Origin of the sequence: Curtobacterium poinsettiae (assembly GCF_047226435.1) — a bacterium.
In the GTDB taxonomy this organism is placed as follows: Bacteria; Actinomycetota; Actinomycetes; order Actinomycetales; family Microbacteriaceae; genus Curtobacterium; species Curtobacterium poinsettiae.
This window is the reverse complement of record NZ_CP178434.1, coordinates 767,235-787,508: the sequence shown is the minus strand read 5'-3', so window position 1 is coordinate 787,508 and position 20,274 is coordinate 767,235. Positions and strand designations below refer to the sequence as shown.

Sequence of the window (20,274 nt, the reverse complement as noted above, 5' to 3'; positions counted from 1 at the left end):
CGTTCGCGGGGCGACGTGCTGCAGTGCGTCCCGCGGTTCGAGCGGGATTCCCTGTCGGCCCCTCTCCCTGGTGGAGCCGACGCCCGCTCACGGGCGCCCTCTCTTTTTCGGGTTGGGAGAGCGCCCGTTCTCTCCAGCCCGGATCCTCCGAGCCCGGAGCGACCTCGCGCACCCGGGATCACTCCAGAGCGCGACCGGCCTCCTCGAGCTCCGTCACCGCGGCGCGCAGACTCGCGACCGGGTCCACCCCGAGCCCCGCCGCAGCCGCGATCTCCCCGAGCACCGCTCGCCCCCACACGGGGTCGGCCGTGCCCACCCCGTCGTCCGCCGCCAGCGCGGCGGACGCACCACGGGCCTCCAGGCCGACGCCGGAACCGGCCCCGACGACGGAGGCGACGACCGCATCGGCGTCCCCACGCTCCTGCAGCCGTTCCAACAGCTTCACCGCACGCTCCAGCGGCGGCATCGCCCGCGGCACCCCGTCGAACGCACTCCGCCGGCTCGCCTTCTCGGACGCCTTGGCCGCACGCCAGACCCGCACGACGTCCTCGACGGTGTCCGCCGTCTCGTCACCGAACACGTGCGGGTGCCGCCTGGTCATCTTGTCCCGCACCCCGGCGGCGACGTCCTCGAGCGTGAAGTCCCCCGCCCGGGCGGCGATCCCCGCGTGCAGGACCACCTGGTAGAGCAGGTCGCCGAGTTCCTCGCGGACGTCGGCCGGGTCGCCGTCGTCGATGGCGTCGACGAGTTCGTACGACTCCTCGACGGCGTACCGGGCGAGTGAGGCGTGGGTCTGCGCCCGGTTCCAGACGCACCCGCCGTCCTCGGCGAGCAGGCGGTCGACGACGGTCACGAGGTCCGGTACGGCGGTCATCCGGCCATGGTCCCACTCCCGTAGACTGGCGGTGGTGTGTCGGGAAGTCTGGTCGACGGACACTCACCCGACCCCTCGAGACGGAGATCCATGTCGTCCCTCGTCCGCTCCCCCCGCTTCAGCGCCATCGCGCTCCTCACCGCCGCCGTCCTCGGCCTGCTGGTGGCGAACTCCCCGGTCGGCCCCGGCCTCGAACGGCTGCTCGACGCGCACCTGCCGCTCGGTGCGCTGGGCCTCGACCTGTCGATCGCGCACTGGATCAGCGACGGCCTGCTCGCGGTCTTCTTCCTGCTCGTCGCGATCGAGCTGAAGCAGGAACTCGTCGACGGTGAGCTGTCGAACCCCAAGACCGCGATCATCCCCGCCATCGCCGCGGTCGGCGGTGTGCTCGTCCCGGCCGGCATCTTCCTGCTCGTCACCGCGGGCACGCAGTACACGCACGGGTGGCCGATCCCGACGGCGACGGACATCGCGTTCGCGCTCGGGGTGCTCGCCATGTTCGGTCGCGGGCTGCCGAGCGGCATCCGGGTGTTCCTGCTCGCGCTGGCCGTCCTCGACGACCTCATCGCGATCATCATCATCGCCGTGGTGTTCGCCCACGACACCGACTTCCTGGCCCTCGCCGGTGCCGTCGTCACGCTCGTGGCGTTCTGGCTGCTCGGCCGGATGCTCCGTCCGGGGCGCTCCGGACAGACGCTGATCATCGTGGCGATGGTCGTCGTCGGGCTCCTGACCTGGTGGCTCGTCTACCACTCCGGTGTGCACGCCACCATCGCCGGCGTCGCGCTCGGGCTCGTGCTGCCCCGCCGTCCGGGCCACACCCTGCACGAGAACGTCGAGCCGTGGTCGAACGCGATCGTGCTGCCGGTGTTCGCGTTCGCGTCGGCCGCCGTCATCATCCCCGCGGTCGGCATCAGCGAGCTCTCGCCCACGTTCTGGGCGGTCGTCCTCGCGCTACCGGTCGGCAAGGTGATCGGCATCACCCTGTTCGGCACGATCGCCACGCGGATCTTCCGCTCCCCCGGCCGCTCGTCGCTGTCGTTCTTCTCGATCATCACCGTCGGCGTGCTCGGCGGCATCGGGTTCACGGTGTCGCTGCTCATGAACGAGCTGGCGTTCGCCCGCAACGAGGAGATCCTCGACGAGGGCGTCCTCGCCGTGCTCGTCGGATCGGGCATCGCCATCGTCGCGTCGGCGGTCGTCGTCACCCTGCGTGCGCGGGCGTACCGCGCGCGCCGCGAACTGTCCGAGGCCGAGGACACCGAGTAGCGGCTTCGCACCCGTTCCGCGACACAGCACGCGTCGTGCGACGCGTGGATCGTCGCGGGCGGCGTGCGCGCCGTGGACGTGGCCGCGACGGGCCGCGTCTACGCGGCCGGCGCCTCCGCCGGGGTCGTCGCCCCGTACACGGCGGTGAGGATGCTCTCCACCCACTGGATGAGGGCGTCGTCCGGCAGCGCCTGGTCGTGCGGGCGCGGCACGGGGATGCTCGACGCGTTCTGCTGCGGGAACCAGCGGGCCCCCGGGAACATGCGCTTCAGGCGCACCTGCGACGAGTCGGCGAGCTCCTTGCCGGCGACCCGCAGGTTGGAACCCATCACGACGACGTCGGACAAGCCGACCTGCTGCGCCATCCGACGCAGGCGGGAGACCTCGACCAGGGTCTGCACGGCCTGCGGCGGTTGCCCGTAGCGGTCGGTGAGCTCGTCGAGCACCATGTCGATCGCGTTCGGCTGCGCCGTCGGAGCCGAGGCCGCCGACAGCTTCTGGTACGCCTCGAGCCGGAGCCGCTCGGACTCGACGTAGTCCTCGGGGATGTGCGCGTCGACGGGGATCTCGAGCCGGAGCTCGGTCTGCCCCTCGGCGACGTCGCCACGGAACTGCGACACCGCCTCGCCGATCATCCGGAGGTACAGGTCGAACCCGACACCCGCGATGTGGCCGGACTGCTCACCACCGAGCAGGTTGCCCGCCCCGCGGATCTCGAGGTCCTTCATGGCGACCTGCATGCCCGCACCGAGCTCGTTGTTCGCCGCGATGGTCTCGAGGCGGTCCTGCGCGGTCTCGGACAGCGGCTTGTCGGAGTCGTAGAGGAAGTACGCGTACCCGCGCTCGCGACCACGGCCGACACGACCGCGCAGCTGGTGCAGCTGCGACAGCCCGTACTTGTCGGCCTTGTCGATGATGAGCGTGTTGGCGTTCGCGATGTCGAGACCGGTCTCGATGATCGTCGTCGAGACGAGGACGTCGAAGCGACGCTCCCAGAAGTCGACCATGACCTGCTCGAGGGTGGTCTCCGACATCTGCCCGTGCGCCACGGCGATGCGGGCGTCCGGCACGATCTCGGCCAGGTGCGCGGCGACGCCCTGGATGTCCTTCACCCGGTTGTGCACGTAGAACACCTGGCCCTCACGCAGGAGCTCGCGACGGATCGCCGCCGCCACCTGCAAGTCGGACTGCGGCCCGACGAAGGTCAGGATCGGGTGGCGGTCCTCTGGTGGGGTGGCGAGGGTCGACATCTCGCGGATGCCCGTGACCGCCATCTCGAGCGAGCGCGGGATCGGGGTCGCCGACATCGCCAGCACGTCGACGTTCGTCTTGAACTTCTTGAGCTGGTCCTTGTGCTCGACGCCGAACCGCTGTTCCTCGTCGATGATGACGAGACCGACGTCCTTGAAGGTGATGCCCTGCGACAGGATCCGGTGGGTCGCGATGACGATGTCAACCGTGCCGTCGGCGAGCCCGGCGATGGTCTCCTTCGACTCCTTCTCGGTCTGGAACCGGCTCAGGGCGCGCAGGTGCACCGGGAACCCGGCGAAGCGCTCCTGGAAGGTCTCCATGTGCTGGCGGACGAGCAGGGTCGTCGGGACGAGCATGACGACCTGCTTGCCGTCCTGCACGGCCTTGAACGCGGCACGGATCGCGACCTCGGTCTTGCCGTAGCCGACGTCGCCGGAGAGCAGGCGGTCCATCGGGATCGGCCGTTCCATGTCGCGCTTGATCTCGTCGATCGTGGTGAGCTGGTCGGCGGTCTCGGCGAACGGGAACGCCTCTTCCAGCTCGCGCTGCCAAGGGGTGTCCGGACCGAACGCGTGCCCCTTCGACGCCATCCGCGCCGAGTACAGCTTGACCAGGTCGACGGCGATGTCGCGGACGGCCTTGCGCGCCTTCGACTTGGCGGCGGACCAGTCCGAGCCGCCCATCTTCGACAGGGTCGGGGACTCACCACCGACGTAGCGGGACAGCTGGTCGAGCTGGTCGGTCGGCACGAAGAGCTTGTCGCCCGGGTAGTTGCGCTTCGACGGCGCGTACTCGAGCACGAGGTACTCGCGCTGCGTCTTCACCGCGTTGCGTCCACCCGAGCTCACTTCGCGGCTGACGAGCTCGACGAACTTGCCGATGCCGTGGGTCGCGTGCACGACGACGTCGCCCGGCTTGAGCTGCAGCGGGTCGACGACGTTCTTGCGCCGGCTCGCGAGCTTCTTGACGGTGCGGGCCCCCTGCTGGACGCTGCGCCCGTAGAACTCGGCCTCGCTCAGGACCGCGATGCGGGGGTCGGGGATGGCGAAGCCGTGCTCGACGGTCGCGGTCGTCACGACGGCGAACCCCGGCTCGGGCGGCGCGTCGACCGCTGCGGCACGGGCAGCGACCCCGGCGTCGGCCAGCACCTGCACCGCACGTTCGACGAGGCCCTGCCCCTGCGCGGTCACCACGACCGCCCACCCGTCGTCGGTCAGCGACTTGACGTGCGCGATCGCCCCGTCGGCGCTGCCCGCGAAGCTCGGCACCGCCTCCGCCCGGACGCGGATGTACTCGCCGGCTTCGGCAGCGGCCTCGGCGTCGGTGAGGACGCGCTCGGTGTCCCCTTCGTCGAGGCCGGAGTCGAACGGCGACACCGTCCACCAGGTGCGCTGCCCGCGGGTGTTCTTGAGCTGCTGCACGGTCAGGAAGTTGCCCGCGTCGAGGTCGATCGGGGCCTGTGCCCCGGCGACCGCTGCGCTCCAGGCCGCCTGCAGGAACTCGGTGTTCGTCTCGGCCAGGCTGTTCGCGCGGCCGTTCACCCGCTCGGGCGAGAACACCGCGATGGTGGCGTCGTCCGGCAGGTAGGAGGTCATCGGAACGAGGTCCTGCACGAGCGCCGGAGCGAGCGACTCCATGCCCTCGACCGGGATGCCCTCGGCGATCTTCGCGAGCATCTGCGACAGGTTGGGGAACTCGTGCAGCATCTCGCGGGCCCGCTGCCGGACTTCGTCGCTGAGCAGGAGCTCGCGCGAGGCGGTCAGCTCGACCGAACCGAGGTCGTCCTCGGTGGTGCGCTGGTCGGCGACGGAGAACGCCTTGATCGCCTCGATCTCGTCGCCGAAGAAGTCGACACGCGCCGGGTGGTCGGCCGCCGGCGGGAAGACGTCGAGGATGCCACCGCGCACCGCGAACTCACCACGGCGGGTGACGAGGTCGACGCGCGAGTAGGCGAGGTCCACCAGCTGCGCCGAGATCGCCGCCAGGTCGTTGCCACGCGAGTCGGTCCGCAGCACCACCGGCGCCAGGGACGTCAGGTTGCTCGCGATCGGCTGCAGCGCGGCTCGAACGCTCGCGACGACGACGGTCTGGCGCCGCTCGGTCGGGTCCGTCGCCTGCCACGCAGCGAGCTTGCGGAGCGTCGCGATGCGTGTGCCGACGGTCTGGGGGCTCGGGCTGAGACGCTCGTGCGGCAGGGTCTCCCACGCGGGGAACTCGAGCACCTCGGCGTCGGGGACGTAGCTGCCGAACGCTTCGCGGACCGCTTCGGCTTCACGCCCAGTCGCCGTGATGACGAGGACGCACTGCGGACCGTTGCGCTCGGCGAGCAGCGCACCGAGCAGCGGCACGCGCAGGCCGTCCACGACGGAGAAGTCGGCGTCGCGCGGTGCGGCGCGCAGCACGCGATCGAAGGCGGAGGCGCGCGAGAGCGCAGGGATGATGCCCGAGATCGTCACTCAGGAGATGGTACCGGCCACCACCGACGCCGACCGCGCCGTGCGCGACGGGCGAACAGCGCGGAACACTCAGGACGGAGCGTGCACGCGCTGCTGTGCGGCGAGCAGGCCGACCTCGGCGATCGCCTCGACCGCGTCGGCGGCGTCGGCCAGCAGGATCGGGAGCGTCTTCTTCTCGGCTGCGGAGAAGTCACGCAGCACGTAGTCGGCCGGGTCCTGCCGACCGGGCGGACGCCCGATGCCGACCCGGACGCGCATGAACTCGTTCGTCCCGGTGGCCTTGATGATGTCGCGCAGCCCGTTGTGCCCGCCGTGCCCGCCACTACCCTTCAGGCGGACGGTGTCGAACGGCAGGTCGAGCTCATCGTGCACGACGACGAGGTCGGCCGGGGTAGCGCTGTAGAACCCGAGCACCGAGGAGACCGGTCCGCCCGAGGTGTTCATGAACGACCCGGGCTTCGCCAGCACGAGTCGTGTGCCGCCGGGCACCAGGCGCCCCTCGGCGACCTGGTTCGGCGTCTTGTGCTTCTTGAACGTCGCACCCATGCGGGACGCGAGTTCGTCGAGGACCATCTGGCCGACGTTGTGGCGGTTGCCCGCGTAGTCGGGCCCGGGGTTACCGAGCCCGACCACCACGAGGATGTTGTCCGTCACAGCGTCGACCAGATGTCTTCGAAGGGGGTGTTACTCGGAGTCCGCGGCGCCCTCGGCACCCGACTCGGCGCCGGCCTCGGCCGAGGCTTCGTCCGCAGCGTCGTCGTCAGCGGTGCCACGCGGGGTGACGATCGCGACGACGAGCGCCTCGGGGTCGGTCTCGAGCTCGGCGCCCTCGGGGAGCTCGAGCTGCGAGGCGTGGATCTGCACGCCGTCCTCGAGGCCCTCGACGTTCACGGAGACGTGCTCCGGGATGTCGGTGGCGAGCACGAGCAGCGAGATCGTGTTGAGGTCCTGCACGTGGATGGTGCCGGAGAAGGACTCGCCCTCGATGACGACGGGCACGTCGACCGTGACCTTCTCGCCACGGCGGAGGACCACGAGGTCGATGTGCTCGATGATCTGACGCACCGGGTCACGCTGGACGTCCTTGACGAGGGCGAGCTGGGCAGCACCCTCGATGTCGAGGTCGACGACCGCGTTGGCGGTACGGACGAGCAGCATGGTCTCGTGACCGGGCAGCGAGATGTGCTTCGGCTCGGTCCCGTGGCCGTAGACGACGGCGGGGATCTTGTCGGCCGCGCGGAGCTTGCGAGCAGCGCCCTTGCCGAACTTGGTGCGGACTTCCGCTGCGAGCTTGGTGTAGTCGGCCATGGTGCCTCCTGGTGTCGGGGACGACGCCGGGGTGCCGGCATCGTGGGGGTCTGTGGTGTTGCAACTCGAACGCGTGCACGCGTGAGGAACGATCCCAGGGTCTTGCCGGGTATCCCACCGCGTCGATCACGGCCGCGCGTACGCAGCCCTCGCCGAAGTCAGGGACTGAGTCTAGCAGGGCCGTCCGGGCGTGTCGTCCCGTGATCTGCCCGCTCCGGCTGCGACGACGCTCAACGGCCGACCTGCCGACGGTGCTCCTGCGCGGCGTGGAGGACGTCCCGCGCGCGGTCGCTCGCCGCCTCGGCCTCGTCGCGGGCTGCCTCGCGCCGGGTGATCTCGGCCTCGGCCTGCTCGAGGGCACGCTGGAGCTCCGCGCGCCGCTCCTCCGCCTGTTCGAGATCGGCCTCGGCGGTGTCGAGTGCTGCGTCGGCGTCGCGGGACTCCGTGCGCGCTGCGGTCTCGGCCTGGCGCGCGGCCTTCCGGTCGGCGGCCGGGTCGCGCTTCGGTTCGGGTTCGGCGTCCGGTTCCGCGGCGTCGCGCTGCGCGGGCCTGGAGGCACGGCTCGCCTTCCGCGCACCCCTCGCCTGGGAGATGGGGATGGGTGGGGCATCGCTGCCGGACCAGGCATCGGGCACCGCGTCCGGATCCGCGAGCGCCCCGTCGAGGTCGACCGCGTCGAACCCCACGCTCTCGAGCGCCGTCACGAGCAGCCCCGACCGGACGGCCGCGCCGGCGTGCGGATCCGCCATCGCCGCCCCGATCGTGGACCGGACCTGCTCGAGCACCGCCGGGGTGACGGGATGTCCGGCGTCGGACGCCAGGTCCGCTCCCGCCTGTGCGAGGGCGTCGACGACCTCGGCGCGCTGCTTGCGGAGGGTCCGGATCGCGTCGGGGTCGGCGTCGGCCTGGGCCCTGCGGAGCGCCGGTCCGAGCTCCACGGCGTCGTCGAGCGCGCCGTCGTGGGCGAGCAGGTCGATCACCCACGCCGCCGGGGCGGGCTTCCGGAGCTTCCCGATCGCCGTCGCGAGGGCACGGTCGTCCGGCCGCACCGCGCGCTGCCGTGCGGTGCGCTCGGCGACGAAGTCCGGCGGCGCGACGAGCAGCAGCTCCCTGGCGACGTCGGCGAACTCCATGCGACCACTGTGCCCGTTCACCACCGTGCCCGCGCAGCACCCTGCCCGCCGCGGCGTCGGGGACTACCAGTCGTGGACGGTGCCGTCGGCCAGGCGGTTGAACGGCAGGTACGCCTGCTCGTACGGGTACTTGCCGGCCTCGTCGACATCGAGGCTGACCCCGAGACCCGGCTCGTCACCCGGGTGCAGGTAACCGTCGCTGAACGTGAACGTCTGGTGGAACACCTGGTTGGTCTGCGGCCCGTGCTGCATGTACTCCTGGATGCCGAAGTTGTGGATCGCGAGCCCGAGGTGCATCTGCGCGGCGAGGCCCACCGGGGAGATGTCGGTCGGCCCGTGGAACCCGGACTTGACCTGGTAGAGCGCGGCGTACTCCATCGTCTTCTTGAGCGGGGTGACGCCGCCCATGTGCGTGACGGCACCGCGGACGTAGTCGATGAGCTGGTCGCGGATGATGTCCTTGAAGTCCCAGATGGTGTTGAAGACCTCCCCGATCGCCAGCGGCGTCGTGGTGTGCTGCCGGACGAGCTTCAGGGCCTCCTGGTTCTCTGCGGGGGTGCAGTCCTCGAGCCAGAACAGGTCGTACGGCTCGAGCGACTTGCCGAGCTTCGCGGCCTGCAGCGGGGTCATCCGGTGGTGACCGTCGTGCAGCAGGGGCAGCTCCGGGCCGAACTCGTTGCGGACGGCCTCGAACACGGTGGGCACGTGGCGCAGGTAGGCACGGGTGTCCCAGTCCTCCATCGCCGGGTACGCACCGCGCTGGGCGGGTTCGAAGTCGTAGCGGACGCCGGCGTTGCCCTCGGTGGTCGTGTTCGACGCGATGCCGTAGATGGACTCGAGGCCGGGGACACCGGTCTGCACACGGATGGAGCGGTAGCCCTCTTCCTGGTGCTCTCGGATGGAGTCGAACAGCTCGGGCAGTTCCTTGCCCGAGGCGTGGCCGTACGCCATCAGCCCGGTGCGCGACGCCCCGCCGAGCAGCTGGAAGAGCGGCATCCCGGCGACCTTCGCCTTGATGTCCCAGAGGGCCATGTCGACGGCGGCGATCGCGGCCATCGTGACCGGTCCGCGGCGCCAGTACGACGACCGGTACAGGAACTGCCAGGCGTCCTCGATGCGGCTGGCATCACGGCCGACGAGCAGCGGGACGACGTGCTCGGACAGGTACGCGGAGACGGCGAGTTCCCGGCCGTTCAGGGTGGCGTCGCCGAGTCCGGTGACGCCGTCGGCGGTCGTGAGCTTGAGCGTCACGAAGTTCCGGTTCGGGCTCGTCACGATGACCTCGGCCCGCTCGATCAGCTGCCCGCGGTCCGCCGAGGCCCAGGTGTCCGGACGGCCGGCGGTGGTCTCGGCCGGCCCGCTGTCGGTGGTGCCGGGGACCGGGGCCGCGGGGTTCGTGGTGTTCGTGTCGGTCATGCGTGGACTCCTCCGTTGGAGCTCTGGCGGGCTGCTGCCGCGGCGGTGCGGATGCCCTCGGCCGCCGCCGTCACGGCAGCGACCACGGGGGTGGTGTCGAGTTCGGGGGCGACGACGGCCAGGACGTCGTGCACGTCCGAGTCTGGCCCGGGGGCGCCGGGGTCGTCCACCAGGTCGGGCCGCCCCGTGACGTGCAGCCACCACGCGGCGAGGGCGGTGGCCGCCCCGGCACCGATGCCGGCCGAGGGGTCGCGGCTGAGCCGGTGCCGCACGACGTCGACGATGCGCACGGGCAGCTTCTGCGAGCCGCCGGACGCGATCTGCCGCAGGGTGTGCCGGATGCGCGGGTTGGCGAACCGCTCGACCAGGGCCGCGCGGGCGTCGGTGACCTCGGCCTCGGGCAGGGGCAGCTCGAGCGCGGCTTCGTCCCAGAGCTGCTCGACGGCGGTGCGGCAGACGGGGTCGTCCATCGCCTCGGCCACGGTGTCGTGGCCGAGTTGCAGCCCCAGGTAGGCCAGGAGCGAGTGCGAGCCGTTCAGCAGCCAGAGCTTCCGCTGTTCGTAAGGGGTGACGTCGTCGACGATCCGGACGCCCGCCGTCTGCCACGCCGGGCGGTCGATCCCGTCGAAGGCGTCCTCGAGCACCCACTCCGCGAACGGCTCGGTGACGACGGGGACCCGGTCGCCGGCGAGCGCACCCGGCAGTTCCGGCAGGTGCGCGACGTCGTCGTCGGTGGTGGCCGGGGTGATCCGGTCCACCATCGAACTCGGGAACGTGACGTTCGCCTCGATCCAGTCGCGCAGGGCGTCGTCGGTGACGGCGTCGAGCACGGCGTCGCGCAGGACCGCCCCGTTGTGCGTCAGGTTGTCGAGGCTGACCAGCGCGATGCGCCCGGAGCCGGCGGTGCGGCGGGCATCGAGCCCTGCGACCAGCCGGGTCGGCACGTCGGAACCGGGCCGGTAGCCCTGCTCGGTGACCGTCAGCGTGACGATGGTCGTCTCCGGGGACGCGACCACGTGCCTCCAGGCGGTGTCGTCGCTGCCCGGGTGGGCGGCCGTGATCGTGTCGACCACCTCGGCGCTGTCGCCGGACGCGGCGCGGGTGACCAGCGTGTACCGGCAGCCCTGGGCAGTCAGGGCGTCGGCGACGTCGGGCGAGCGCCCGGTGAAGGCGGTGATCCCCCACGGTTCGCCGTCGGTGTGGGCGGTGTACCAGGCGAGGTGGGCGCGCGCGAACGCGCCCACCCCCACGTGGACGATGCCCGGTCGGCGATCGGTCATGCGGTCACCGGGACGAGCGAGCGGAGGTAGGCGAGGTTGTCGGCGGTGCGGGCCTCGAGCGGCAGGTCGGTGGAGAAGTCCTCGATGGTGACCCAGCCGTCGTAGCCCACCTGGCGGAGCGCGTCGAGGTACTCGGACACCGACGCCTGGCCGGTGCGCAGGGGTGCCCACTCGTGCTGCCAGATCGAGCTGCCGTCGGCACGGGTGTCGCCGGTGTCGACCCAGCGGGCGTTCTTCACGTGGGCGTGTGCCAGGTACGGCCCGAGCAGTTCGAAGGCGGCGAGGTGGTCTTCGTACCCCTCGATCACGAGGTTGCCGAGGTCGTGGATGACGCCGACGTGCGCGGGGTCGAGACCGTCGATCAGCCGCAGTGCTGCGGATGCCGACGGCGTGATCGTCATGTGGTGCAGCTCGACGAGTGCCTTCACGCCGAGCTCCGACGCACGCGCCGCGACCCACTCGAGGTCGGCGCGGGTGCGGTCGAAGAGCTGCGGGTAGGTCTCGCCGGTGCGTTCCTTCTCGGCCCGGTAGTGCGGCATCGTGACGCGGACCTGCCGGGCACCGAGTTCGCTCGTCACGCGGAGCATCGTCTCGACACCGTCGTGGTCGGCGGCCGGCTGGTAGCCGCCGATGCCCGAGTACTCGAGCCCCGCGGCGTCGGTGACCCGGGCGATCTCGCCGACCCGGTCGCGGATGCCGGTGTACTGCCAGGTCGAGTTGTTGCCCGCCCAGAACGACCGCTCGGCGGGGATGGCTTCGCCGGCGGCCGGGCGGTCGTCGACCACGCGCCACTCGATGCCGTCCCAGCCCTGCGCCGCCAGGGTCTCGGCGGCTTCGGCGGGGGTCCAGTCGGGAGTGGAGGCGGTGAACACGGAGAACTTCATCGGGTGGCTCCTTCGGTCGCGGCGGCGGTTGCGGGGGTGCCGACGACCGGCACCACGTCGGCTGGGCTGGCGCTGCCTTGCCCTCGGTCAGCCCCGCCGACGACCGGCACCACGTCGTCGTACGTCCCCTCGATCACGTCGTCGATGCGCACGGGGTGTCCGAGCGTCGCACTGACGTAGAGCCCGCGGACGGTGGCGAGCGAGACCAGGGCTGCGTCGACGGTGACGCCCGGTTCGCGGCCCTGCCGGATCGCGTCGACGATGTCGGTGTACTGCCGAGCGTGCCCGGCGGCGAAGTGGTCGGGTTCGGCCGGGCCGCCGACGACGTGCTCGGGCGGGACGACGTCGTCCTTCTGGTCGACGGCTCCGGCGACCGCGCTGGCGTTCGACGTGGTCGCGGCGGACTCGAGCGTCGCGGTGTCCGGGGCGATGTGGAAGTAGGCGAGCCGGTCGTCGTCGACGATCGCGGACCCGTGCGTGCCGTACACGGCGTACCGGGCGGAGAGCCCCGGGTACGCGGCGGTCGTGCAGTGGACGACGCCGAGCGCCCCGCCGGCGAACCGGACGGTGGCGACCGCGGTGTCCTCGACCTCGATGCGGTCGTGGGCGAGGAGCCCGGTCTGGGCCGAGATCTCGACCGGACGGCCGAGCGCCCAGACGAGCAGGTCGACGGTGTGCACGCCCTGGTTCATCACCGCGCCGCCGCCGTCGAGCGCCCAGGTGCCGCGCCAGTCACCGGAGTCGTAGTACCCCTGCGACCGGTACCAGGCCACGCTCGCCAGGCCCGAGGTCACGGTGCCGAACCCGCCGTCGTGCGCCGCCCGGGCGACGGCCGCCGACGCCGGGTCGAAGCGGTGCTGGCTGATGACGCTCGTGACGAGCCCGCGGTCGCGAGCGGCTGCGGCGAGCGCCGCGATCTGCCGGGCCCGGGGCATCGTGGTGTCGAGCGGCTTCTCGATGACGACGTGCTTGCCGGCGGCCAGGGCGGCCTCGGCGAGCTGCACGTGCATGCCGGACGGCGAGCAGATCGCGACGACGTCGATGTCGGTCTGGTCGATCGCCTCTTCGATGGTGGACGTCGTGATCGGACGTGCGACGCCCATCGCCTCGACCGCGTCGGCCGCGCTCGTGGCGGCTTCGGGCACGGCGTCGACGAGGGCGACGACCTGCAGGTCGGGGTGGTGCACGGCGACGGTGGCGTGGTGGCGACCGATGACGCCGGCGCCGACGACTGCCAACTTCAGTGGGGTGGTCATCGCAGGGTGACTCCGATCTGGTCGGTGAGGGTGCGGAAGGCCCGGCCGGCACGACCGAAGGCCGCGGGGCCGGAGAACCCGCCGAGGGAGGTGAAGTCGCTGAGGTGCGGCTCGAGCGAGGCGTACCCGGAGTAGCCGGCGTCGCGGAGCGCGGTGAGGGTCTGGAGCAGTTCGCCGTCGCCCTCGCCCGCCGGCACCACCGACGAGTCGGCGGCGAGGGCGTCCTTGACCTGCAGGTAGTCGACGTACGGGGCGAGCTGCTCCCAGCCGTCGGTGAAGGGCCGGACGCCGCACTGCACGTAGTTCGCGTTGTCCCAGGCCAGTCGGAGCGCGGACGAACCGACGCTCTCGACGATGTCGAGCACGCGCGCGGGGACGTCGCCGTAGATGTCCTTCTCGTTCTCGTGCAGCAGGGTCACCCCTTCGCGCTCGGCGAGGTCGGCGAGCGCCCGCATCCGGACGAGGACGTCGTCACGGACGTCGTCCGGCTGCCGACCTTCGAAGTAGAACGAGAAGATCCGGATGTTCGTGGTGCCGAGGGCGTGCGCGGCACGGATCGCGCGGGCGAGGCGTGCGACCTCGTGCTCGACGGGTTCGTCGACGGGCACCTTGCCGATCGGCGAGGCGATCGCGGACACGGTCTGCCCACGCTCGTCGAGCAGCCGGTGGAGTCCGGCGAGCTGGTCGTCGTCGAGGTCGACGACGTTGACGCCCCAGGCGCTGCGGACCTCGATGGCGCTCGCGCCGAGCGCCTGCAGGACCGCGACCTGGACGACCGGGTCGGCGTCGATCTCGTCGCCGAAACCGGAGAGTTCCCACGTGGGCTGGTCGGTCATGGTGTCCTTTCGTTCGGACGGGAGGCGCGTGGCGGGGCCGCCACGGGCCTCCAGTCCGGTTCTGGGTTGCGGCCTACTTGACGGAGCCGGCGGTCAGACCGCCGACCAGGTAGCGCTGGAAGATCAGGTACAGGGCGACGACGGGGACGGCGCACACGATCGAGGCGGCCATCATCTGGCCGTAGATCGGGACGGCACCGCCCTCTTGCGTGGTGCCGAGCACCTGCAGGACCACGGCGACCGTCCGGGTGTTCGGGGTCGTCATGATCGTGGAGAACAGGACGTCGTTCCACCCGAGCAGGAACGCGAAGATCGCGGACACGACGATGCCCGGCCACGACAGTGGGAGCACGATCTTGGTCAGGATCTTCGTCGAGCTGGCGCCGTCGATGCGCGCCGCTTCCTCGAGTTCCTTCGGCAGGCCGCGCAGGTACGTGACCATGACCCACGTCGAGAACGGCAGCGCGAACGTCAGGTAGGTGACGAACAGGCCCCACCGGGTGCCGATGATCTGCACGCCGGTGGCACTGGCGATGTTCGAGAACACCACGAAGACCGGCAGCAGCAGGAGCGTGCCGGGGATCGACTGCAGGGCGAGGAGTCCGCGGAGGATCGTCAGGCGGCCGAGGAACCGGAACCGCACCAGCACGTAGGCCGTGGACACGGCGAGCGCGGCACTCGCGACGGCGACGGCTCCGGCGGTGAGCATCGAGTTCACCAGTCCCTCGCCGAGGGCGACGGTGGACCAGATCTCGACGTAGTTCGACAGGGTGAACTCGGACGGGAAGTACTCGCCGCGGGCGACCGCGACGTCGGAGTTGACCGAGCCGAAGAGGATGTAGAGCACCGGGACGGCGATGAACGCGATGATCACCGCGATGACGGTGACGAGCAGCCAGCGCGGCAGCAGCCGGGTGACGTCGGTGTCGTAGGGACGTTTGGTCCGTCGTCCGCCGCTGCCGGTCGTGATGCTCTCGGTGAGCGTCGCGGTGGGGCGGGTGCGGGTGCTGAAGGACGTGCTCGGGGTGGTCATGCGCGTGCTCCGTCGATGTCGGCGGCGGTCGGGGCGGCGGCGAGCGTGGCGCGGTCGGCGCGACGCTGCTTCCGGTTGGGGCCGGCGTCGTCGCCGGTGTCGAGCTTGACCGCCCGCAGGTAGACGAACAGCGGGATCGCGACGATCACGAGTGAGCAGATCGCCATCGCCGCGGACAGGCCGAAGCGGAACGACTGGAAGCTCGCGATGTACGTCAGGACGGGCATCACCTCGACGCTGGACGGCAGCGGGATGCCGAACAGCACGAACGGCAGCGTGAAGTTGTTGATGTTGTGCAGGATCGAGATGATCACCGCGAGGCTCAGCGGGCCGCGCAGGTACGGGAAGATGATGTACCGCAGCTTCGCCCACCAGGTCACCCCGTCGAGTGCGGCGGCCTCGTGCACCTCGTTGTCCACGGCCTGCAGCCCGGCCAGGGACAGCAGGTAGACGAAGGGCCAGCTCGTCCAGATCATCACGCCGGCGAGCGCCCAGTACGACGCCGAGCCGTTCAGCCACAGCACGTCGGTGTGCAGGATCGAGTTCACGACCCCCTGCGGCTGGAGCATCGTGCGGAAGAACGTGCCGACGACGAATGCCGGGAGCACGTACGGGATCAGGTAGATCGAGCGGACGAGCCCGCGACCGGGGAACCGGTTCTGCGTCGAGATCGCGGCGGCGACGCCGATCGGCACGGTCACCGCGGTGACGAGCACCGACAGCGACACCGAGATCCAGATCGAGTGCAGCAGCGGCGAGTTCGTGAACGCCTCGGTGAAGTTGGCGAACCCGACGAACGGGGCGCTGAACCACTGGCGGAGCGTGTACTGGTCGAGGTCGAGCATCGCGATCCAGAAGCCCACCACCAGCGGCACCACGATGACGGCGAGCATGAGGAGCCCGCCGGGCAGGAGCATCCACAGCGGGCGCTCGCGTTTGTACAGGGGCGTCTTGCCGGCCGGACGGACCGGGCGGGGCGGCGCCGAATCGGTGCGGGGCCTGGTCTGCGTGCTGGTCATCACAGACCTCCGTTCTTCTGACGGTCGAGGGTGGCCTGGGCGTCCTTCTGGGCGTCCTGCAGGCGCTTGCGGAGCTGGTCGTCGGTGACCTCGCCGGACTTCAGCGACGGGATCGACTGCACGACCACGTCGACCAGGGCGAGCTGGATGTCGGACCAGGCGCCGGTGAACGCGGTCGGCTTGGACAGGCGGCCGGCGTCGATGATCGGCTTGAGCTGCGGGTTGTCGGCGGCCAGGTCGGCGGCGGCCGATGCGTTGGTCGGCAGGTTGCCGAACAGGTCGTAGTACTCGAGCTGCGCCTTCGGGGCGCTGAGCTGCTTGACGAACGCGAACGACAGCTTCTGCTTGGTGCCGTAGTCGGCGACGACCCAGTTGTCGCCGGACAGGATGCTGGCGGCCTCGATGCCGTCGGACGGCCGCTCGGTCGCACCCGGGGGGACGGTGGGCAGCAGGGCGAACTCGTAGTCGCCGTCGACCTTGGTGCCCTTGAACGAGTTGATCGCGGTGGTGGTGGTCATCGGGAAGAACGCCGCCTTGCCCTCGGTGAACTGCGCCAGGGCCTGGGCGTTGTTCCAGCCGATCGCGGCCGGGTCGACGACACCGTCCTTGGTGACCCAGTCGAAGTAGGTGCGGTAGGCGTTCTCGACGGCCTTGCTGTCGATCTCGGCCTTCGAGCCGTCGACGATCGTGTTGCCGGCGTTCTGGGCCATCCCCCACACGAACTTCCACGGGTCGAAGCCGTCGGCGTAGGCGATCGCCATGCCGTACCGTCCGTCACCCGTGGTGGCCTTCGCGTCGGCGGTCAGCTCGTCCCAGGTGGTGGGCATGTCGGTGATCCCGGCCTTCGCGAGCAGGTCCTTGTTCACGGCCATCACGAACGGCCGGCTGGCGAACGGGATCCCGATCTGCTTCGACGCACTCGGACCGGAGATGCCGAACGACGCGGGGTCGAACTGGTCCTTACCGCCGATCGCGTCCCACTCCTTCGTGCCCATCTCGACGAAGGCGCCGGTGGCGTAGGCGGTCGGGGTGAACGTGGTGCCGATCGCGTAGACGTCGGGGCCCTGGCCGGAGATGACGCTCGTCTGGATCGCGGTCAGTTCCTCCTGCGCGGACGAGTAGGTCTCCCACTGGATGTCCGCACCGGTGGTGCGCTTGAACTCGGCGGCGGTGTCCCGCTGCCACTGCTTGCGTTCCTTGGGGTAGGTGGTGTCCGCGCCCATCATCACGCGGAGGGTGTTCGGGTCGTCGCCGCTGCCGTTCACCACGGCGCATCCTTGCAGGGACAGTGCGGCGAGGGCGACCACGGCGACGGCACCGACGAGGGTGCGGACTTGCAGTCTTCGCGTCTTCACGGGGGTTTCCTCCTCGAGACCTCCTCCGAGCGGCGCTGCTCGGTGGCACCACTGTTCCGCCGTTGGCAACATGCGGCAACCGGTTGCCACTTGTTGCCAGACGCGAATACGTTCGGCCTCGTGAAGGACCTCTCGACGGACGGCGGCGGGCGCACGGGCGGTGCCGCGGGCGCTGCTGGTGCCGCTGGCGCCGCTGGCGCGGGCGACGCTGGTGCTCGCGTTGCCGGTACTCGCGCCGCTGGTGCTCGCGCTGCCGGTGCTCGCGCTGCCGGTGCCGCTGCCGGCGCCGCCGCTGGTGCCGCGCGTCGCGTCACCATCCGCGACATCGCCGACGCGACCGGGGTCGCCGCCTCCACCGTCTCCCGCGCCCTGTCCCTGCCCGACCGGGTCAACCCCGTCACCCAGGAGCGCATCCAGCAGGCGGCCCGCGAACTCGGGTACGTCGCCAACTCGCAGGCCCGGGCACTGACCTCGGGCCGCACCCGCGCCGTCGCCGTGCTCGTGTCCGACATCACGAACCCGTTCTACTTCGACGTCATCCGCGGCACGCAGCACCAGCTCGCCGGGGCCGGCTGGACCCAGTTGCTCGTCGACACCGAGGAGTCCGCCGACGCCGAGATGGCCGCGCTCACCGCCGTCGGGGCGAAGGCCGACGGGGTCGTGCTCACCGCGTCACGACTGTCCGACGCGCAGATCGCCCGGTTCGCCGAGCGGATCCCCCTGGTCGTCGTGAACCGCAGGCCCGCGGGCGTGCCCTCGGTGCTCATCGACACCCCCGGTGGCGTCGAGCAGGCGGTCCAGCACCTGGTGTCGCTGGGACACCGGGAGATCCTGTACGTCGCCGGGCCGGACAGCTCGTGGTCGAACGAGCGACGGTGGCGAGCACTCGTGCAGGTCGCCAAGCGCCTGGGCGTCCGCGTCGCCCGGGTCGGCCCGCACGCGCCCTTCGTGGACTCCGGTGCCGCCGCTGCCGACGCCGCCGTGCACGCCGGGGCGACCGCGTGCATCGCCTTCAACGACCTGATCGCCATCGGGATGCTCGCCCGACTGCGGGAGCGCGGGGTCCGCGTCCCCCGGGACATGAGCATCGTCGGCTGCGACGACATCTTCGGCGCCGACTTCTGCAACCCGCCGCTCACCACGATGACCTCGCCGATCGAACGGGCCGGCCGGGTCGCGATCCGGATGCTGCTCGGCCGCCTCGGCGCCCTGCCCGCCGACGAGCTGCCGGGGGAGCACATGTCCGGCGCCGTCGCCCTGCCCACCCACCTGACCGTGCGCGAGTCGACCGGGCCGGCGCCCCGGGCCGGCACCGCCTGATCCCGCACGCCCCCAGAACTCACCGCCCCGAACTCGCCGCCCCGAAGGAGTCGATGATGACCCGCACCAGCACCCCCACCCGGCTCGCGCCGCACCCCGACCGGCTGTTCCCCGCCGACCCCGGGGCCCGAGCCGTGGCACGCACCGTGTACGAGGCGGTCAAGGACGCCCCGATCATCTCGCCGCACGGGCACGTCGATGCAGCACTGATCGCCGCGGACCAGCCGTTCAGCGACCCCGCGTCGCTGCTCATCACGCCCGACCACTACGTGCTCCGCCTGCTGCACGCGAACGGGGTGGACCTGGCCGCGCTGGGACGCGCGGACCTGTCGGGGCCCCGCCCGGGCTCGCAGGCTCGCCCGGCGGCGTCGGCGCATCGCTGGCGCGATGCCGCTGAGCCGACGCCGCCAGGCCGTGCCGTCTGGCGGCAGCTGGCGGAGCACTGGGACGACTTCCTCGGGACCCCCGTGCGCTACTGGTTCGAGACGGAGCTCCACGACGTGTTCGGGCTCGACCAGGCACCGTCCGCCGCGAACGCGGACGACCAGTACGACCACATCGCCGGCCTGCTGGCATCCCCCGCCTTCCGGCCACGCGCGCTCTTCGACACCTTCGGGATCGAGGTCCTCGCCACCACGGACGGCCCGGCGGACGACCTCGCTGCGCACGCGCAGCTCGCCGCCGACCCCGGCTTCACCGGCCGGGTCCTCCCGACGTTCCGCGCGGACGCCGTGTTCGACCCGACGCGGTCGGACTGGAGGCCCGTGGTCGCGTCGATCGGCGAGGCCGCCGGCATCGACACGGGTACCCACGCAGGGTTGTTGGCGGCGCTCCGCGCACGTCGCCACCACTTCATCGAGCACGGCGCGACCGCCACGGACACCGGGGTGCTCGACGCGGGCTCCGCCCCACTGTCGTCGAGCGAGCGGGAACGCATCCACGCGGCGGCGCTGCGGGATGCGTCCTCGGTCACCGATGCCGAGGCGACGGCGTACCGCCACGACATGCTCTACCGCTGGGCCGAGATGAGCGTCGAGGACGGCCTCGTCATGCAGCTGCACCCCGGGGTGATCCGGAACCACCACACCCCGACGCTCGAGCGCTTCGGGCCGGACACCGGCCACGACCTGCCGGCCGTCGGGTCGTTCACCGAGCCGCTCCGGCCGCTGCTCGAGTCCTTCGGCACCGCTCCCGGGTTCCACCTCGTGCTCTTCACCGTCGACGAGACCGTCTTCTCGCGCGAGATCGGGCCGCTCGCGGGCTTCTACCCCGCCGTGTACGCGGGCGCGCCGTGGTGGTTCATCGACACCCCGGCGGCCATCGGGCGCTACCGCTCGGCCGTCACCGACTCGGCGTCGTTCACCAAGACCTCCGGGTTCATCGACGACACCCGCGCGTACTGCTCGATCCCGGCGCGGCACGACATGGCTCGGCGGGCGGACGCGGCGTACCTGGCGTCACTCGTGGTCACGCACCAGATCTCGGAGGAGGACGCCGTGCACACGGCCCGGCGCATCGTGTCCGACATCCCGAAGGCGACGTTCAAGCTCTGAGCGGGGGGGCGCGTGGTGCGGGGTGCGGCGC

General features: G+C 71.3%; 16 protein-coding genes. 3 read left to right on the top strand and 13 right to left on the bottom strand.

Annotated features, from left to right (window positions below; translation table 11 throughout):
• Positions 1-178 precede the first annotated feature (178 nt).
• The gene (locus ACL00U_RS03755; protein WP_412873842.1) at positions 179-874 is read right to left on the bottom strand and encodes a MazG family protein; all 696 of its coding nucleotides are present in this window, start codon (positions 872-874) and stop codon (positions 179-181) included.
• Positions 875-964: 90 nt separating this feature from the next.
• Here ACL00U_RS03755 and nhaA point away from each other — a divergent pair, with 90 nt between their 5' ends.
• A complete protein-coding gene (gene nhaA / locus ACL00U_RS03750) occupies positions 965-2,143 on the top strand; it encodes a Na+/H+ antiporter NhaA (protein WP_412873841.1) in 1,179 nt (392 codons plus the stop codon).
• 98 nt (positions 2,144-2,241) lie between these two features.
• Here nhaA and mfd read toward each other — a convergent pair whose 3' ends face one another.
• The 12 genes from mfd to ACL00U_RS03690 all read right to left on the bottom strand — a co-directional run bounded on the left by mfd (position 2,242) and on the right by ACL00U_RS03690 (position 17,370).
• Entirely contained in the window at positions 2,242-5,850 is a 3,609-nt protein-coding gene (gene mfd, locus ACL00U_RS03745; RefSeq protein WP_214532967.1) for a transcription-repair coupling factor, read from the bottom strand.
• A gap of 69 nt (positions 5,851-5,919) precedes the next feature.
• Positions 5,920-6,504, bottom strand: coding sequence for an aminoacyl-tRNA hydrolase (gene pth, locus ACL00U_RS03740; protein WP_017886754.1), 585 nt, complete (start codon positions 6,502-6,504; stop codon positions 5,920-5,922).
• A 30-nt stretch (positions 6,505-6,534) separates the two neighbouring features.
• A complete protein-coding gene (locus ACL00U_RS03735) occupies positions 6,535-7,158 on the bottom strand; it encodes a 50S ribosomal protein L25/general stress protein Ctc (protein ID WP_042537722.1) in 624 nt (207 codons plus the stop codon).
• 230 nt (positions 7,159-7,388) lie between these two features.
• Positions 7,389-8,291, bottom strand: a complete 903-nt coding sequence (locus ACL00U_RS03730; protein WP_412873840.1) for a hypothetical protein — start codon at positions 8,289-8,291, stop codon at positions 7,389-7,391.
• Positions 8,292-8,354: 63 nt separating this feature from the next.
• Positions 8,355-9,707, bottom strand: a complete 1,353-nt coding sequence (gene manD, locus ACL00U_RS03725; RefSeq protein WP_250891499.1) for a D-mannonate dehydratase ManD — start codon at positions 9,705-9,707, stop codon at positions 8,355-8,357.
• A complete protein-coding gene (locus ACL00U_RS03720; RefSeq protein ID WP_042537726.1) occupies positions 9,704-10,987 on the bottom strand; it encodes a mannitol dehydrogenase family protein in 1,284 nt (427 codons plus the stop codon). The genes manD and ACL00U_RS03720 overlap by 4 nt, the downstream gene beginning before the upstream one ends.
• Entirely contained in the window at positions 10,984-11,871 is an 888-nt protein-coding gene (locus ACL00U_RS03715; protein WP_412873839.1) for a sugar phosphate isomerase/epimerase family protein, read from the bottom strand. Before ACL00U_RS03715 ends, ACL00U_RS03720 begins: the two co-directional genes overlap by 4 nt.
• Entirely contained in the window at positions 11,868-13,127 is a 1,260-nt protein-coding gene (locus ACL00U_RS03710; protein WP_412873838.1) for a Gfo/Idh/MocA family oxidoreductase, read from the bottom strand. The genes ACL00U_RS03715 and ACL00U_RS03710 overlap by 4 nt, the downstream gene beginning before the upstream one ends.
• The gene (locus ACL00U_RS03705) at positions 13,124-13,963 is read right to left on the bottom strand and encodes a sugar phosphate isomerase/epimerase family protein (protein ID WP_214532976.1); all 840 of its coding nucleotides are present in this window, start codon (positions 13,961-13,963) and stop codon (positions 13,124-13,126) included. Before ACL00U_RS03705 ends, ACL00U_RS03710 begins: the two co-directional genes overlap by 4 nt.
• A 73-nt stretch (positions 13,964-14,036) precedes the next feature.
• On the bottom strand, positions 14,037-14,996 hold the full coding sequence (locus tag ACL00U_RS03700) for a carbohydrate ABC transporter permease (protein ID WP_175470752.1): 960 nt from the start codon (positions 14,994-14,996) through the stop codon (positions 14,037-14,039).
• Positions 14,993-16,015, bottom strand: coding sequence for a carbohydrate ABC transporter permease (locus ACL00U_RS03695; RefSeq protein WP_056072810.1), 1,023 nt, complete (start codon positions 16,013-16,015; stop codon positions 14,993-14,995). Before ACL00U_RS03695 ends, ACL00U_RS03700 begins: the two co-directional genes overlap by 4 nt.
• Positions 16,015-17,370 (bottom strand): ABC transporter substrate-binding protein, encoded by a 1,356-nt coding sequence (locus ACL00U_RS03690; RefSeq protein WP_175470753.1) that lies wholly within the window; start codon positions 17,368-17,370, stop codon positions 16,015-16,017. Before ACL00U_RS03690 ends, ACL00U_RS03695 begins: the two co-directional genes overlap by 1 nt.
• A gap of 120 nt (positions 17,371-17,490) precedes the next feature.
• Between ACL00U_RS03690 and ACL00U_RS03685 the strand changes: the two genes are divergently transcribed.
• Entirely contained in the window at positions 17,491-18,690 is a 1,200-nt protein-coding gene (locus tag ACL00U_RS03685) for a LacI family DNA-binding transcriptional regulator (protein WP_412873837.1), read from the top strand.
• A gap of 56 nt (positions 18,691-18,746) precedes the next feature.
• Positions 18,747-20,243, top strand: coding sequence for a glucuronate isomerase (gene uxaC, locus ACL00U_RS03680; protein WP_194590274.1), 1,497 nt, complete (start codon positions 18,747-18,749; stop codon positions 20,241-20,243).
• The last annotated feature ends 31 nt before the right edge of the window (positions 20,244-20,274 follow it).

Excerpts from the sequence above, each read along its gene's own strand:
- ACL00U_RS03710 (WP_412873838.1), bottom strand. The coding sequence starts at position 13,127 with ATGACCACCCCACTGAAGTTGGCAGTCGTCGGCGCCGGCGTCATCGGT.
- nhaA (WP_412873841.1), top strand. The coding sequence starts at position 965 with ATGTCGTCCCTCGTCCGCTCCCCCCGCTTCAGCGCCATCGCGCTCCTC.
- ACL00U_RS03705 (WP_214532976.1), bottom strand. The coding sequence starts at position 13,963 with ATGACCGACCAGCCCACGTGGGAACTCTCCGGTTTCGGCGACGAGATC.
- ACL00U_RS03735 (WP_042537722.1), bottom strand. The coding sequence starts at position 7,158 with ATGGCCGACTACACCAAGCTCGCAGCGGAAGTCCGCACCAAGTTCGGC.
- ACL00U_RS03715 (WP_412873839.1), bottom strand. The coding sequence starts at position 11,871 with ATGAAGTTCTCCGTGTTCACCGCCTCCACTCCCGACTGGACCCCCGCC.
- ACL00U_RS03695 (WP_056072810.1), bottom strand. The coding sequence starts at position 16,015 with ATGACCAGCACGCAGACCAGGCCCCGCACCGATTCGGCGCCGCCCCGC.
- manD (WP_250891499.1), bottom strand. The coding sequence starts at position 9,707 with ATGACCGACACGAACACCACGAACCCCGCGGCCCCGGTCCCCGGCACC.
- ACL00U_RS03700 (WP_175470752.1), bottom strand. The coding sequence starts at position 14,996 with ATGACCACCCCGAGCACGTCCTTCAGCACCCGCACCCGCCCCACCGCG.
- uxaC (WP_194590274.1), top strand. The coding sequence starts at position 18,747 with ATGACCCGCACCAGCACCCCCACCCGGCTCGCGCCGCACCCCGACCGG.
- ACL00U_RS03720 (WP_042537726.1), bottom strand. The coding sequence starts at position 10,987 with ATGACCGATCGCCGACCGGGCATCGTCCACGTGGGGGTGGGCGCGTTC.
- ACL00U_RS03730 (WP_412873840.1), bottom strand. The coding sequence starts at position 8,291 with ATGGAGTTCGCCGACGTCGCCAGGGAGCTGCTGCTCGTCGCGCCGCCG.
- ACL00U_RS03755 (WP_412873842.1), bottom strand. The coding sequence starts at position 874 with ATGACCGCCGTACCGGACCTCGTGACCGTCGTCGACCGCCTGCTCGCC.